8 protein-coding genes are annotated in these 16,009 nt (G+C 58.8%); 2 read left to right on the forward strand and 6 right to left on the reverse strand.

The features are described 5' to 3' along the window. Nucleotides 1-46 precede the first annotated feature (46 nt). Nucleotides 47-2,650 (forward strand): alpha/beta hydrolase-fold protein, encoded by a 2,604-nt coding sequence (locus NA78x_RS21175; protein WP_425614371.1) that lies wholly within the window; start codon nt 47-49, stop codon nt 2,648-2,650. Nucleotides 2,651-2,707: 57 nt separating this feature from the next. Here the strand turns inward: NA78x_RS21175 and NA78x_RS21180 are convergent, their stop codons facing one another. Next, the gene (locus NA78x_RS21180; RefSeq protein ID WP_425614372.1) at nt 2,708-3,997 is read right to left on the reverse strand and encodes a DUF1552 domain-containing protein; all 1,290 of its coding nucleotides are present in this window, start codon (nt 3,995-3,997) and stop codon (nt 2,708-2,710) included. Between the two features lie 40 nt (nt 3,998-4,037). Beyond that, a complete protein-coding gene (locus tag NA78x_RS21185) occupies nt 4,038-6,422 on the reverse strand; it encodes a DUF1592 domain-containing protein (protein ID WP_425614373.1) in 2,385 nt (794 codons plus the stop codon). Nucleotides 6,423-6,605: 183 nt separating this feature from the next. Here NA78x_RS21185 and NA78x_RS21190 point away from each other — a divergent pair, with 183 nt between their 5' ends. Beyond that, nucleotides 6,606-9,521 (forward strand): PQQ-dependent sugar dehydrogenase, encoded by a 2,916-nt coding sequence (locus NA78x_RS21190; RefSeq protein WP_425614374.1) that lies wholly within the window; start codon nt 6,606-6,608, stop codon nt 9,519-9,521. Here NA78x_RS21190 and NA78x_RS21195 read toward each other — a convergent pair. The 4 genes from NA78x_RS21195 to NA78x_RS21210 all read right to left on the reverse strand — a co-directional run bounded on the left by NA78x_RS21195 (nt 9,490) and on the right by NA78x_RS21210 (nt 15,587). Beyond that, nucleotides 9,490-10,488 (reverse strand): alpha/beta hydrolase fold domain-containing protein, encoded by a 999-nt coding sequence (locus NA78x_RS21195; protein ID WP_425614375.1) that lies wholly within the window; start codon nt 10,486-10,488, stop codon nt 9,490-9,492. The genes NA78x_RS21190 and NA78x_RS21195 overlap by 32 nt on opposite strands. A 96-nt stretch (nt 10,489-10,584) precedes the next feature. Beyond that, on the reverse strand, nt 10,585-12,711 hold the full coding sequence (locus NA78x_RS21200; protein ID WP_425614376.1) for a HEAT repeat domain-containing protein: 2,127 nt from the start codon (nt 12,709-12,711) through the stop codon (nt 10,585-10,587). A gap of 63 nt (nt 12,712-12,774) precedes the next feature. Further along, nucleotides 12,775-14,070: a Gfo/Idh/MocA family protein gene (locus tag NA78x_RS21205; RefSeq protein ID WP_425614377.1), complete on the reverse strand. Its 1,296-nt coding sequence runs from the start codon at nt 14,068-14,070 to the stop codon at nt 12,775-12,777. A gap of 101 nt (nt 14,071-14,171) precedes the next feature. Beyond that, nucleotides 14,172-15,587 carry a hypothetical protein gene (locus NA78x_RS21210; protein WP_425614378.1) on the reverse strand — a complete coding sequence of 472 codons (1,416 nt, stop codon included), beginning with the start codon at nt 15,585-15,587 and terminating at the stop codon, nt 14,172-14,174. Nucleotides 15,588-16,009: the final 422 nt, after the last annotated feature.

The following is a 16,009-nucleotide window of genomic DNA, read 5'->3' on the forward strand; positions in this document are numbered from 1 at the left end:
ACGCGATCGGTCTGTTTTCCTTTAACTTGCCCACTTAGCTCCCACCATGAAAACCTCTCTCCTGTTCTTCGTTTCGTGGCTCGTACTTTCGATTCCGCTATCCGCCGCTGATGCACCTAGCACGAATGCAGCGGATCGCCAGGTGCAGCCCGGTGTTCCGCAAGGGAAGGTGACCTCGGGAACATTCACCGAGAGCGAGATATTTCCCGGCACCCGCCGTGACTACAGCGTGTATGTCCCGGCGCAATACTCGGCTGACAAGCCTGCGAGCCTGATGGTGTTCATGGATGGCAATGGCTACGCCAAGGTCGATGGCGCGTTTCGCGTTCCCGTGGTATTCGACAACTTGATTCACCAAAAGGCGATGCCGGTGACGATCGCCGTGTTTGTCAGTCCGGGCACGATCCCGGCGCTCAAGCCCGGAGCCAAAGATCGCAGCAATCGTTCGTTCGAGTACGACTCGCTCGGTGATCGCTACGCGCGGTTTCTCGTTGACGAGTTTATGCCCGTGGCACTCAAGGGACTGAATGTCACCAGCGATCCCAAGCAGCGGGCGGTGAGCGGTATTTCGTCTGGTGGTATTTGTGCGTTCACGGTGGCTTGGGAGAAGCCTGATCAATTTGGCAAAGTGCTGAGTCACATCGGCAGCTTTACGAATATTCGTGGAGGCTGGGCCTATCCTGGCTTAGTGCGCAAGACAAAGAACGCGCCAAAGCCAATCAAGGTTTACATGCAAGACGGCAAAGACGACCTGAATAACCTGTTTGGCAATTGGCCACTCGCCAACGAAGATCTCGCAGCGGCGCTACGATTCGCGGGCTACGAACATCGGTTTGTCATGACTGGCGGCGGACATAGCGGCGGTCCAGGTGGTGAGGTCCTCCCCGAGGCATTGCGTTGGTTGTGGTCAGAAGAAAAGCAAGTTGCGGAAGCGACTCCCGCCGTCGCCGCCAAACCCGAGCCTTGGAAACCACACCCCGATGCAATCGAGCGCGATGATGTCCCGCATGGTGTTGTGGAGGATATGCCCGCTTTTGAATCAAAGATTTTTCCCAATACGACCCGCGAGTGGGCTGTTTATGTTCCCGCTCAATACAAAAAGGACGAGCCGGCAGCCCTGATGGTGTTTCAGGACGGACATAGCTATCGCGACGTCAAAGGTCGCTGGCGCGTGCCAGTCGTGTTCGACAATTTGATTGCTCGCGGTGATATGCCGCCGACCATCGCGGTGTTCATCAATCCGGGACACGACCAGTCGAAGGGGAAACCCGAGAACCGCTGGAAGGCGTCGAACCGCGGTTACGAGTACGACAGTCTCGGCGATCGCTATGCTCGCTTCTTGCTGGAAGAAATCCTGCCGGAAGTCGAGAAGAAGTACAACGTGTCGAAGGATCCCGAACTGCGAGCCATTTGCGGTGCTAGTTCAGGCGGTATCTGCGCGTTCACCACTGCCTGGGAACGTCCGGATTCCTTTCACAAAGTCCTCTCGACCATCGGCAGCTTTACAAACCTGCGCGGCGGCAACGTCTATCCCTCGCTGGTGCGCAAAACCGATCCGAAACCGCTGCGAGTCTATCTCGCCGATACGAGCGGCGATGTCGACAACGTGGCCGGCAGCTGGCCTTGGGCGAACCGCCTGCTGGCTTCGTCGCTGCAGTACATGGGCTACGATGTCCGTTTCGACTGGGCCGAAGGTTATGCCCATAACGCCGATCACGGCGGCGCGCTCTTTCCCGAAGCCTTGAAGTGGCTGTGGCGTAAAGAGAAGTATCAGCCCGTTGTCGACACACGCGGCGATCTTGGCGGCGACTTGACGCTGTTGAAACTGTTGATTCCTGGTCAAACCTGGGAACCCGTCGCCGAAGGGCTTGGTTTCGCTGATGCTCCCTGTGCCGACGCGGAAGGAAACTTCTACTTCTCCGACATGAAGGCACCTGCCGTGTACAAGGTGAACGCGACGGATGGTGCACGCGTGGAAATTGCCAAGGAAGCCATCAGCGGTCTGAAGTTCGGGCCCGATGGCTTGCTGTATGGCTGCCAGGGTGCGAAGAGCCGCGTGATTTCGCTCGATCCAAAATCAGGCGCGATCAAAGAAGTGGCCACCAATGTCGCCCCGAATGATCTGGCCGTGACAGCCGATGGTTACGTGTACATCACCGAAACCAAACACCAGCGCGTCACCCGCATCACGCTGAAGACGGGCGAAGTGGCTCCGGTGGGCGAAGGCATTTCGCGGCCCAACGGGATTGCCCTTTCCAACGACGGCGGCACCCTGGCAGTTTCCGACTCCGGTGGCGAGTACACCTGGACCTTCCGCACACGACCAGATGGTTCACTGGATGCCAAGATGCCGACGATGACGATGCGATTGGCGATCGACCCCAAGGGAGAATTCAAGTTCAACGAGCCACCGCCATATCAGACAGCCTCACGCGGCGACGGTATGGCCGTCGACAAGGCGGGGCGGTATTACGTGACGTCTGCCGTGGGCGTGCAGGTGTTTGATCCTACCGGCCGCCAATGCGGAGTGCTCCCCAAACCGACCGAATCCCAGCCTCTTACCAGTTGCGTTTTGGCAGGACCTAGCCACTCCTACCTTTATGTCACCAACGGCGACAAAATCTTCCGCCGCAAATTGAAACTCGACTAGCTTTGATGCGGGCTAGGAGAAAAACATTTTCTAAAGGCGTACCGATCCAAAGTCGACCTACGCTTCCAGCCCCGTCATCGTTCCCGTGCTGGTTGCGAACTTCTCAAGTTCTAGTCCCGTCCGCTGCAGTACCGAAAGATATAGATTCGGCAGCGGATAATTCTTGGCGCGATTGAACGCGAGATGCTGCCCATGCCGGAATCCGCCACCGGCAAACAGCACCGGCATGTTCTTGTTGTCGTGACTCGAAGCATTTCCTAGGTTGCTCGTCAGCAGCACCGAAGTGTGCTCGAGCAAGTTGCCGCCATGATCGTCGGTCTCTTTCAGCCCTCGCAGGAAGTCACCCCAGGCAAGCACGATTTCTTTTTCAACCAGGGCTAGTTGACGCAACTTTTCATCATCCTGCCCGTGATGGCTCAGGTTGTGATAACCTTCGTCGACTCCTTCAATGGGCACGACTCCGCCGGAACCTCCCAGATGCAACGTGATGAACCGTGACGAATCGGTCGCAAGTGCCAGTCGCACCATGTCGCTCATCAATCGCTGCCGGCCGATAAAGTCGTTCGGGTTGCCGATATCAATCGGCTTCGAAATATCGACTTTCGGCTTCGGCCGATTGGCCCACGCTTCCGTTTCTTTCAGCCGCCGCTCTAATTCACGAACGCTCGTGAAGTAGGAATCGAGCCGGTCGCGATCACTAGCGCCCAATTGCGACTGAAGCGACCGCGCATCTTCGGCCACGAGGTCCATCACACTTTGACCTTCGCGAGCCCGGGCTATTTGCTTCTTTTGTTCTGCAGGCGAATCGCTGAGAAACAGTCGTGTGAACAGACGTGCTGGCGATTCTTCAGCCGGGATCATCGACCCGTTTTCGGTGTACGAAGGGCTGTTGCTGCCCGAGAGACTCAGCGTGAGGGAGGGAAACCGTGTGAGATGCCCCAGCTGTTTCGCCAACAATTGATCGAGCGATACGGTGTTTCTCGAAGCTGCGGCCGCACTCATCGGAGCCGCGCTGAGCAAGCTGGCTTCCGCACGATGGCCGCCCGTAACACCTGGGTGCGAGGTCCCGGAAATGACGGTAAAGTCGTTGCGGATATTTTGAATGCCCTCCAAGTAGGGCGACGCCGCATATTCCTTTCCGCTCCCCTTGGGAAACAGGCTCTCGGCATGCAGGCCGAGACCCAACGTCATGGCGACAAAGCGGCGCGGCGTCGATGCTGCCTGGTCGGCACCAAACGCGGGTGCCATGGCCGTCAACCACGGCATGGCGAGCGAAATGCCTGCCCCGCGCAGGACCGTGCGGCGACTGAGTTGGCGTTGCACATTGAACTGAATGTCTCGATTCATGAGTTTCTCCCTGCGTCATCCTACCCGGATCGGCCGTGTCTTACTTCCTCAAAAACAGCTCGCTGGCAGCCACTTCCTTCACGATTGAACGGAATCCGAAGTCGTCCTTAGACGCGGCACGAACAATCCGTTCGACTTCCTCGCGATCGGCAAAACCAACCGCCCCGCCGGTTCCATAGGTGAGCAACTTCTCAGCCAGGTTCGCTGCCAACTGCTGGGGCTGGTCGGCAATCAACCCGCGGAAATCATCCACATCCCTAAAGGCCCGGCCATCCGGCATTTGGTAGCTCGCATCGATCTTCGGGCCTTGAATTCGTTTGCCACCCGACAGCAGCACGTACTTCTCCCGCCATCGTCCGGCGGGATCAAAATTCTCCAGCGCAAATCCCGGCGGATCAATCTTTACGTGACAGCTGGCACACGCATCCTGCGAACGATGCTTCGCCAATTGTTCGCGCACACTGGTCGCGCCACGAATATCGGGCTCGATCGCTGGAACATTGTCCGGCGGCGGTGGTATCGGCACGCCCATCAATCGTTCCGAAACCCACACGCCGCGGACGACGGGCGAAGTGTTCGAACCGTTGGCCGTCACCTTCAAAACAGCGCCTTGGGTCAACACTCCGCCGCGATGACTTTCGGGCTCGAGCTTGATCTTCCGCAATTCGTCGCCGGTCACGCCGTCGATATCGTAGAACCGAGCAAGTCTGCTATTCAAGAATGTGTAGTCGGACTTGATGAGCCTCGTCACGCTTTGATTCTGCTGCAGCATCGTGGAGAGATACGTGTGCGTTTCGTCGAGCATGCTGTTCTGGACGATCGCGTCAAAATCGGGGAACAGCTTGGAATCGGGCTCAGTGAAGTCGATCAATTCCAGATCGAGCCACTGGGCAGCAAAGTCGACGACGAACTGCCGACCACGATCACCCGCAAGTAACCGCTCGACTTGCTGGCGAAGTATCGGCTGCTCGTGCAACTTGCCAGCATCAGCCAGCGAAGACAATTCCGCATCAGGCGTGCTGCCGGTCAGGAAATAACTCAGCCTCGCGGCAATTGCGTGGTCATCGAGTTTCCCTGGCTCTTCGGTCAGATACAAAAAGCGGGGCGAACAAAGCATGGCTCGATAGCCGATGCGCAGGGCCGACGAAAAATCAACTTTGTCCTCAATCGCAGCCTGCACGATTTCGACATACGGTGCCAGTTGTTCATCGTTGGCTGGCCGGCGAAACACGCGGCGGGCAAAGGCCTTGAGCAACTGGGCAGCATCTTGCTTGGGATTCTTTGTCTCAACGTGAAACGACTTTCCCTTTCTATCTGGCACTATTTTCAATGACCCGAACAGCAACTGCCTAATCCCTTCGTCTGTCGCGCCACGGTGAATTCGCTCCATCGTGATTTCTTCGATGGCAATGCCGGGGACATTCTGCGGGCCACCTTCTCCGGCACCGACTTGCCCACCATTGAATCGGCCTTTCTTTAGCGTGACGTCGCCCGGGCGAATCTCCAGCATGTGCTTCTCTGGTAGCCACGCTTCAAACTCAACCTCCTTCGCCGCTTCTTCAGCTTCGAACGCGGTGACCCAGTTGAGCAGCGGCGCACTCGAAACACCTAACCCGGTGCGAACGGTAGTCCACACGCCACCTGACTCCGGCAACTTCAAACCGGCCACGCGCACCTTGAAGCGATACCAGCCGCTCTCCTTCGCCGTCGTCACTGGCAGCCGGCCATAAAAAATCAAGCCCGAAGACCACGTCACTGCGCGGCCGTCGAGCATCTCTGGCTCACGGGTTCGCCGCTTCGGATCATTGCGGACGATCTCATCCGGGCCGAACACTTTGCGGTACGGCTCATGTGGTTCGAGTGCGCGGCGAAACGCTTCGTCGAGGGCCAGATCGACAACAGCCAGTTGCCGCTCCATCTGAAAGTGGCTCATCGCCTGACCATCAGCCACTGTGCTAAAGCCTGCCGTGCGAGCTTCTTCCGGCAGTTGATCGGCGAGCGGAATGTCGATCCCTAACAGATCGTGCAGCGAACGCTCGATCTCTCGTCGCGTGAGCCGGCGCGATTGCACGCGGCCGACTTTCGCCTGACGGGCGACCTGCGTCTCGCGAATCCAGTTGCCCGTAGCCTGCAGAAACTTCTTCGTCGCCTCAGCCGGCGGTCGCTCGGAATCTTTCGGCGGCATCTCGCCGCTTTGCACGCGGTCGAAGATGCGGATCCAAAAGTGCTCCGTTTTCTTGTCGTGCAGGTCAGCTCCCAGCTTCGTCAGATCGAGACCAGACTCGGCCGACCTGCCTGTATGGCAGTCGAGACAGTGCTCTTTGAGAAAGATAATTGCTGGGGCAGGAACGTCCTGCGCGCGGGCAATGCTGAGGCCAACGATGGTCAGCAGAATTGCGGTCGATTTGAGGAAGAAACGGGACATGCGGTCAACCAGGAAGGGACGGTGCCAATCGCGTCTTGGGCGGGACTTTCATCATACTCTTTGAGCGGTTTTAAGCCCACCTACTTTTTCGGATCGCGCACCAGTTCTTGAGTGACCGCACACAATCCAAGGCACTACAATGCGACGATTCCTTTCCTGACCAATAGCGATCCGGTGTGAAACATGCCGTCCCTTCTCCGTTGTTGGATGTTGCCGCCCGCGGTGCTGGTGGCTGTACTCTCGTGGCCGGCGATGTCAGCCGAACCGCCTGCACGCAAGCCGTGGACGACCTCGCAGGTGGTGGGTTCGCCCGATCCACCGCCGCCGTACAAGGTCGTGCGGGTGCTGCCGAATCTCAAATTCAATCGCCCCCTGCTGCTCGTGCGCGGACCCGAAGGGAATCGCCTGTTCGTCGGCGAGCAGACGGGCAAACTATATTCGTTCACAGATGATCCTGCTGCGAAGGCCGAGCTGTTCATCGATCTGAAGAAAGAGATCTCAACAGTCAAGCTGCTGCCGAAAGCTAAGGCGGTCGAGATTGTCTATGGCTTGGTGTTTCATCCCGATTTTGCGAAGAACCGCCAGTGCTTTATCTGCTACACCCTGCAAGGAGATGGCCGGCTGCTGGAAGGTACGCGGGTCTCCCGCTTCACAGTAACCGCCACCGATCCACCTCGAGTCGATCCCGGCAGCGAAGAGGTGGTGATCACGTTTCCCGGCGGAGGGCACAACGGTGGCGACCTGCACTTTGGTCCGGATGGGATGCTCTATATCTCCACGGGCGATGGTGCCGGCCCCACGCCACCCGATCGCTGGAACACGGGGCAGGACATTTCCGATCTGCTCTCTTCGATCTTGCGCATTGACGTGGACAACAAGGACGGCGGAAAGAACTACGCCATTCCTAAGGACAATCCCTTCCTCGATGTGCCTGGGGCTCGCGGCGAAATCTGGGCCTACGGATTTCGCAATCCGTGGCGCATGAGCTTCGATCGCCAGACAGGCGATTTGTTCGTAGGGGACGTCGGGTGGGAGTTGTGGGAAATGGTTCATCGGGTCGAAAGGGGCGGCAACTATGGATGGTCGGCCATGGAAGGGCCGCAGCCTGTGAAGCCGGAGAAAGTCGGCCCCTCGCCGATTCAGCCGGCATTGATCGAACTGCCCCACACGATGGCTTGCAGCATCACGGGCGGACTGGTGTACCGCGGCAAGCGATTTCCGGAACTCCACGGCTCCTATCTTTTCGGCGATTGGGAGACTCGCAGGCTGTGGGCGGCACGCTTCGAAGATGGCCGCACGAAAGAGATGCCGGAACTCGCTCGGCCTTCGGTTCGGTTTGTGGCCTTCGCTGAGAACCATGCAGGAGAGATCTATTTTCTCGATGAAGAAGTGGGGACGTTGCACACGCTCGAGAAGAACGATGCGAACTCGCAGAATGTTGGTTTTCCTACAAGTCTGTCAAAGACCGGCCTGTTCGCTTCGGTCAAGGATCACCAGCCGGCTAAAGGTGTTCGTCCCTTCGCGGTCAACAGTCCGCAGTGGCAAGACGGTGCTACCGCTGACCGCTGGATTGGCTTGCCGGGAACGTCGACTGCGACGCTTCACGCAACCGGTAAGCCGATCCCTGGGTTCGTGTCGTGGCACAATTTCCGTATGCACTTCCCGAAGGATACCGTGCTGACGCGCACACTCTCGTGGGCGCAGCGGCGAGTGGAAACGCAGCTGTTGCACTACGACGGGCTCGATTGGCGGGCCTATACCTACGCCTGGAATGAAGATCAAACCGATGCTCAGTTAGTGCCCGCCGATGGCGCAGAGCGAGAAGTAACTGCCGGCAAGCAGAAGCGACTCTGGCAATTCCAAAGTCGCAGCCAATGCCTCTCGTGCCACAACAATCAGTCGCAGTACGCTCTCGCCTTCGAACCTGCGCAGTTGAATCGAAACGGTGCCGACGGCAAGAATCAACTCGTCTCGCTCACCGAAGGGGGCTTCGTTCACCGTGCCGACAAAACGGGGAAGCCGCAGCCGCCATTCGATGCGGCGTCGGTGACTGCGGAGGCAAGTCTCGGCGACCCCAGCGACGACAGCCAATCGCTCGATGCTCGGGCTCGCGCCTACCTGCATGCTAATTGTGGCCATTGCCATTCCGAGCATGGCGGCGGAACGGTCGCCTTGCGCTTTGGCTTTCCGACGCCCGTCGCTGAGATGAAGGCCGTCGACGCACGGCCGACACGTGGCGACTTCGGCTTGCCCGATGCGCGGATCATCAAGCCAGGCGACCCGTACACTAGCACCCTGTTCTTTCGCATGGCCAAACAGGGCCGCGACCGCATGCCTCACATCGGGGCCGAACTGTGCGACGAAGCTGGCCTGAATTTGATCGCCCAGTGGATCGAAAGCTTGCAACCTGGCTCGGTGTCGCCGGCAACCGACATCACTGTCGATGCCTCGCTCGCTGAACCGAAATCGGCACTCATCCTTGCACGCAAGCTGGGACGCGGCGAGTTGAAGACCGCCGAACGCGAGAGCCTGCTAGCCTCCGCAGCCAAGCTGCCGGCGGGCAACACTCGCGACCTGTTCGAGCGCTACTTTCCAAGCGACACCCAGGGGCCGCGCAAGCTGGGCTCGAACCCTCGGCCGCAAGCCGTGTTGGCCTTGAAGGGGAACGCCGCTAAGGGTGAAAAGCTGTTCTGGTCCCAGGCGGTCAACTGCGGCAAGTGTCATCAAGTGGGCCAGCGCGGCTCACCCGTAGGGCCCGAACTTTCCACGATCGGCAAGTCACGCTCGCGCGAGGATCTGCTCACGAGCTTGTTGACTCCCTCGCGTCGCATTGAACCGAAGTTCGCCACCTATCTCGTGCAAACGACCGACGGCCGATCCCTGGCCGGTGTCCTCGTCAAACGCGATGAGAACTTCGTCGTGCTCCGCGATGCTCAAGGAAAGGAAGTCTCCCTAGCGACTGCCGATGTCGAAGGACTCCGCCCTTCGCACACATCACTCATGCCCGAGGGACAGTTAGCTGGCTTGACGCCACAGGAAGCAGCTGACCTGCTCGAATTCCTTTCGATCACTTCGTCGGAGCAGCGGCCTTCACCGTGACTTCGCTCTCAGGCAACGCTTCGATCTTCGCATCAACACCTTTCAGGTGCTTGTCGTAGAACGTCGAGGTCAGTTTGGCGATGGCGGGTAGCGCGAAAGCGGCGCCGCCGTGACCTGCGCCAGGAAGCCTCTGCAGTGTGACTTCTACGCCTGACTTGGTGAGCAGGTCCTTCAGTTCCACACTCTGAGCGTACGGCACAAGAGTGTCGTGGTCGCCATGCAAGATGAGGAACGGCGGGTTATCCTTGCTGACGTAATTCACGGGGCTGACCGCATCGCACTTCTCTTTGTCCTCGCCAAGCTTCGCAGCAATCAAGCGGGAGTAGGGATCGCCGGCGTTCCACTTGAAGATGTTTTTGACGAGCTCGTCGTCTTCGGCTTGTGCGATGACGGTCCAGAAGTTCGTGGGACCGAACACATCGCAGACTGCCTGCACGCGATCCGATTGGTCTTCGTTGCCGCCGATCATCGGAAAGGCCTTCTTGCCGCCGCTGGTGCCCACAAGTGCCGCGAGATGGCCACCGGCCGAAGCACCACCGACGCCGATGCGCTCGGGATCGATGTTGTACTTCTTGGCATTAGCGCGCAGAAAGCGAATCGCTGCCTGGCAATCTTGAATCTGTGCCGGGAAAGGTGCCTTTTGGCTGAAGCGATACTCGATGCTCGCCGCGACGTAGCCGCGTGGCAGTTGCCCCAAGTAAGGCATGCCCGCTTTGCTGCCACCGCTCCAGCCCCCGCCGTGAATCCAAATCAACAGCGGCAGCGGTTTGTCTGCCGCAGTCTCATGAAAGTAAATGTCCAGGGCCTGTGCTTCGTCACCGTCCGGCACGTACTTCACGTCGTACTCGGCCACATAGCCCTTCGGCAGCATCGGCCGCTGCGCGGCTTTCTGGGCGAACACGCTGGGAGCGATAACGCTGCAGCAGAGCAGTGCCAACATCGCTGTAAAGAGATGAAACGTGCGCACAGGTAACTCCAGGTTGTTGAATCTCAAAGGATCAATTCCACTCTCCAATACAAGCACGTGCACTTGCCCGTGCTTTGCATCTATCCATTCGCACGACTACTTCGGCGTCGGCAGCATGATGAGCGCGCCTTCGGCAAACGTGACTTCGCCGGGCTTGCCATTCAGCTTGTACTGCACCTTCAGCTTCTTGTCGCTGCCTGGAGCAGGGTCGCCGCCAAAGCTCTTGTTGTAGGTCGTTTCGGGCAACGTGATCAGCGGCATGTCGGTGGCCCGCTTTTGCAGAATCGCAGTGACATCCTTCTTGCCAGAATCGCCGCCGTATTCGGCCTTCACGATTTCCACTTTCACCTTCTCGATGCCTGCCTTGGCCAGTTGGTCCTTCACATCGACGCCCTTGCTGGCCAGGCCCTGAGCAATCGACATCGCCGTGGCCGTGGCGTCTTCTTTCAAATCGGCAACTTGCATACTGCTGAGCGCCATCTTGAGATTTGCCTCACTGGGATATCGCTGCAGCACCACCAGCACTAGCTTCTTGTCGGCTGGTGCCTTCGCGGCTTCCATCGCCCTCAAGCACATCTCGTGGCGTTGATCGTCCGGCAGTACGAACTGGCGGGCGATGCGAATGTAGCCCTTGATCGCGCGGCCTTGATACTTGTGACCAGGCATTTTTGCCAAATCGAGCAGCACTGGTGCGGCGTCTTCGGTAGTCCATTCACCAAGCAACTTGGTGCTGACGTCCTGCAGTTGCGGGTCGCTGCTCTTGCCAGCAGCACCCACGGCTGCCAGGGCCTTCGTGCCACCGACTGCGCCGATGACTTCCAGCAACTTGATCTTGGTGGGCAACGATTTCGCTTTGTCCGCTGCTGCCGACAGTTCGGCTGCGCACGCTTCACGATCGGGCATGCGAATGCTCGCGGCGAGCAAAGCCTTCTCAGCCGCGGCGGCATCTTCCGCGCGTTTGGGAGTTGAAACTTGCGCGATCAGCACGGGCAAGCCTTTAGCATCAACGGTCTCGCCGAGCGCCGTGAGCGCTGCGGTGCGAACCGCGGCCTCGTTGCTATCGAGCGCCTTCAGCAGGGCGGCCGTTGCTTCGATTCGCCGCGCGCCCACCAACTCGATCAGCAGTGAGAGTTGCTTGCCCGTAGCTTTGGGCAGTTGCGCCGCAATCTGCGAATTGACTTTTTCACCCTTCAACTCGGCGAGCGTGGTTTGGGCAGCCTTGGCCAGGTCAGCATCGTTATCGAGTGCCGTTTCGAGCAACGAGGAAACAGACGACGCATCGCCCACGCGGCTGAGCGCACTAATCGCCGCAATCCGCACTTCCTTCGGACCTTCGCTGGCCGCCTTCACCACAGCGGGCAGCACGATCGTATCGGGACGATCAGCCATCGCCCCGATGAGCAGGGCTCCGCGATCAGGATTCAAATTCGTCACTTCTTCCGCAAGTGCCTTATCGACTGCGTCGCCCGGGAACTCACGGGCAGTGCTCAAAGCGAGTTGAAACAGGCTCTTTTCGGGCGAACGCAACTGCTCGACGAGCAGCTTGATGCCTTCGTCTTTGCGGGCGAGGATCGCGCCGCGAGTCGCTTCCAAAAATCGCTGCTTAGGAACTTGCGCGATGCGGATTTGATCGTAAATCTCAATCGCTTCTGCCGCCTTGCCAGCAGCGAGACGTTGTTCGGCACACAGAATCAGCCCTTCGGCCACCGCGGAGTTTACCGGCTTAGCAGCATTCGGCAGCGCTTCGCGTAGCGTCTTGGTTGCGGCCGCATCGCCGATGCGTCCAAGCGCTACCGCTGCGGCCGAGGCCACTTCGGCATCCTTGCTGTCCAGACGCTTGGCCAATTGTTCGACGGCCTTCGCGTCGCGGCGAATGCCGAGCGAGTTGATGACGCCGATGAGCAAACGCCCGTCGAGCGCTTCGCTGGCCTTCCGCAACGATTCATCAGCCTCGGGGCCAGGAATCGCTTCGAGTGCGATCCGTGCCCAAGAGTGAAGCTGGGGATTGGTCAACAACTTGGCAAGATCGGGCACAGCGGCAGCGGAGCCATCGATGGCCAGCTTTTTGCAAGCCAGGGCTTTGTCAGCGGCCGGCGCATCGGAGCGGAGGATCGCCAGTTGCTCCTTCTCGATCTCCGGCGAGACTTTGATGCCATCGGCAGCGAGGAGTGATGACGCGCAGAACAAGAGTAGGGCAAAACAATGAAAATGTTTGATGTGCATAGGAGAGACCTGAGTTGAGTGTTTTGAAATGGCGAGACGGGCGAGGTGCTGGCCGAGCCAGATTTACAACCGCCACGGTTCGCGCAGCGATTCCGAGCGCATGCGATTCGCTGGCTCGTCATCGATAAACGCGTTCGTAGCCAGGTCGTACTTCACCGGGCGATTCAAAGCGAGCGCCACATTCGCTGCATGGCAGGCGATGTGGGCATTGCAGGCCGCTTCGGCATTCCCCTTCGGCTTGCCGCGCGACTTCACACAGTCGAGGAAGTCGCGAACGTGGAACGTCGCCGGGTAACCGCCGATCTCTTCGACTTGCCGGCCAGCGAGCAACGCTGGTGAACTGAGCACCATTTTGCCGCTATCTCCCGCTTCGACCCAGCCTGTCTCTCCTTCGAACCGCACCGGGCACGAGCCGAGCGGAATCCAACCCTTCTCGCGGAAAATCAACTCGACGCCATTCTCATAACGGCAAACGAGCTCGCCATCTTTCGGCGGATTGTATTCGACCGGCGGCGGACAATCGTTGACGGCCCATTGGCACAAGTCGACGCAGTGCGAACCCCACTCGAGCACGCCGCCGCCACCAAACGCACCGACCAGGCCGCCACCCTTTTCAAAGTTAAAGCCGTTCAGCAGCGCCGGGTTGTAAGGACGCCAGGCCGCTGGTCCCAGATACATGTCCCAGTCGACGACTTCTTTCTTCGGCTCTGGTTGCTCGGCCAGCCAGGCACTCATGATGGCCTTCATGCCTGCGGGGTGGGCATAGACCTTTTTCATCTTGCCAAGCTTGCCGGTGCGAGCCAGTTCGCAAGCGAAGGCGAAGTGTGGCAGGTTCCGCCGCTGAGTGCCCGCTTGAAACACGCGGCCCGTGCGAGCCATCGTATCGCGCAGGATTAGGCTCTCAGCGATGTTCTTCGTGCAAGGCTTTTCGCAGTAGATATCCTTGCCCGCCTTGGCAGCGTTCATCGCCATCAGCCCGTGCCAGTTGGGTCCGGTGGCAATTAGCACCGCATCGAGGTCGGTCCGATCGAGCAGTTCGCGAAAGTCGCTGAACATAGCGCAGCTGTCATTGCCATATTTTGCATCGGCGATCTTCTTCACCGCCAGGCGGCGCGATTCCTTGATATCGCAGACCGCCGTGAACTGCACATCTTTCTGTTCGAGAAAGCAACCCAGGTCGTAGGTGCCGCGGTTACCAATGCCGATGCCGCCCACCACGATCCGCTCGCTAGGCGAGACCGCGCCATCGCGGCCGAGTGCAGAGCTGGGAATGATCGTGGGGAGCATCGAAGCCACGCTGGCCGCGACGGCCGCTTTCAACACGCGACGTCGTGAGAGAGGCACTTTATTCTGGTTCATGTTCACAAACTCCTGGTCAGAGAGGATCGCCCAGCCGCTCAGTGTTTTCAGCGTGCTGGCCTAGGTGCCGACAGCATACTCTTTCGCCAAGCTCTTGGCGATCATTTCGAATTGGGTACCAATTTTGGCGATGATTTTGGAACCAAGCCGTCTGCCAACTCGTTGAGGTAAAACTCCAGAAACGAGTAGCCCTCATGGCGATCGCCTGGCGAGCCACCTCGGGCGACGAGTCGCGCGCCGTCCGTGGCATTGTTCGGATCGAGGCCATGTTTCGCTTCCCACGAGTCAGGCAGGCCGTCGTCATCGGTATCGGTCGGAGCTTTGCCCGTTGCAAGCCCCTCCAGATACCATTCATCGCTCAGTTCGGCCGGCGCGTTTCTTCCCCATTTACCGACCTTACTCTTCACTTCCTCAATCGTTCGCTTGGTTACTCGGTCTCGCGGCCAGCAACCCGCGTTTGCGAGCACGAGCGACGGAACTTCGCGGGCATCGACCATTTCGATTCGTGGCACTCCGGCGGGCTCCGCGAGTTCACCACCGTTGTTGTTGAACTGCAGCCAGCGCGGCGTAGTGCCACCATACCGCCAGTGCTTGGGATGGTGTTGATAACCCCAGTCTTCAAAGTAGTTATCCCGGACGTAGTAGTTCATCTGCGGCGAAAGGGCATACGGATACATCCGCTCTGCTGTCTGCGGACCGCGCAGGTAATAGTTGCGGTGCAAATTGACCGGGCTCTTCGCGCGGGCTCCGTGTCCATCGTCGACATATCCGCCGCGGCAGTTGTAGATCAGGTTGTTGCAGAAGTCGCCCGCTGCCTGCTCGCGATACGGTGCCAGACAAGGGACTCGCCGCGCGTGGTGTGCCCACAGGTTATGGTGCAGCGAGATCGCTCCGCTATCCTCGGCAGCCGAGATGAGCCCGAAGTTATGGGCCCCTTTGTCATGCCCCTGTTCATCCGATTCTTCCAGCGTGGACCACTGCACGGTCACATCGTGGGCGTTGTAGAGGTCAATCAGTTCGTCGCTGCCCCAACTGAGCGATAAGTGATCGAGTATGATATTGTACGTGCCTCCTTGCTTGGGACCGAGGCCCCCTAACTGCACGCAGTCGCCTCCGCTCCCTTTGCTGGGATTTCGCCGCACCCGCAGTTGGCGAATGATCACGTCATGTACACCATGGTCAAAGGACGAGATCATCCCTTCAATCGTGATCCCGACACCCGGGGCGGTTTGCCCTGCAATGGTAAGGTGCGGATGCGTGATCCGAATATCGCCGCGAATGACTCCGCCGACCTCGAACACAACGATTCGTGGACCTTCCGTCGCACAGGCTTCGGCCAGACTTCCCGGACCGCTGGAGTCCAGATTACGAACCTTGATCACCTTGCCGCCACGACCGCCCACGCTCACCGCTCCCCAGCCCTCCGCGCCCGGAAATGCAGCCTGTTTGGAAAGTTCCGCTTCGGCGCGCACTGTCGACTCGCCCGCCCCGACGATCAATAGCGCAAGTCCGAGCAACGCCCTCCAATGGAGGCCGTGTGCTACGGCCGTCAAGCTTCCCTTACGCGAGCTTTCTCTCTCGCTGCTGAACAGCCTCTGACGACCAAAAGTTTGATAACTTTTTCGCGCGTTTTTTTGCATTTGAACAGCCCCATTAAACCCCGTTGCAATAACCACTTCGGCACACTGCTAGCTAGTTATTGCCTCGTTTCTTGATAACCGTTTGATAACCATCCAGCACTGCCATTTTGGCGGACAATGACTTCTTGAGTACCTGATTTCTTTTGATCGCTAGGGAGGTGAGCGATCCCTAAACATTCCAACGTTCATGCATTGTACATGACCACTTAGAACCGCCATCCGCACACTGGTCTGGTTCGGCTGAGATGACAGCTGGCCAATTCGCGTTGGAAGCTGAGCCAAGGAGAAGTGAGAAATGT

The organism is Anatilimnocola aquadivae (genome assembly GCF_049819085.1).
GTDB lineage: Bacteria > Planctomycetota > Planctomycetia > Pirellulales > Pirellulaceae > Anatilimnocola.

Bases quoted from the DNA above. Each gene is read 5' to 3' on its own strand.
- NA78x_RS21175 (WP_425614371.1), top strand. From the start codon at position 47: ATGAAAACCTCTCTCCTGTTCTTCGTTTCGTGGCTCGTACTTTCGATT.
- NA78x_RS21180 (WP_425614372.1), bottom strand. From the start codon at position 3,997: ATGAATCGAGACATTCAGTTCAATGTGCAACGCCAACTCAGTCGCCGC.
- NA78x_RS21185 (WP_425614373.1), bottom strand. From the start codon at position 6,422: ATGTCCCGTTTCTTCCTCAAATCGACCGCAATTCTGCTGACCATCGTT.
- NA78x_RS21190 (WP_425614374.1), top strand. From the start codon at position 6,606: ATGCCGTCCCTTCTCCGTTGTTGGATGTTGCCGCCCGCGGTGCTGGTG.
- NA78x_RS21200 (WP_425614376.1), bottom strand. From the start codon at position 12,711: ATGCACATCAAACATTTTCATTGTTTTGCCCTACTCTTGTTCTGCGCG.
- NA78x_RS21205 (WP_425614377.1), bottom strand. From the start codon at position 14,070: ATGAACCAGAATAAAGTGCCTCTCTCACGACGTCGCGTGTTGAAAGCG.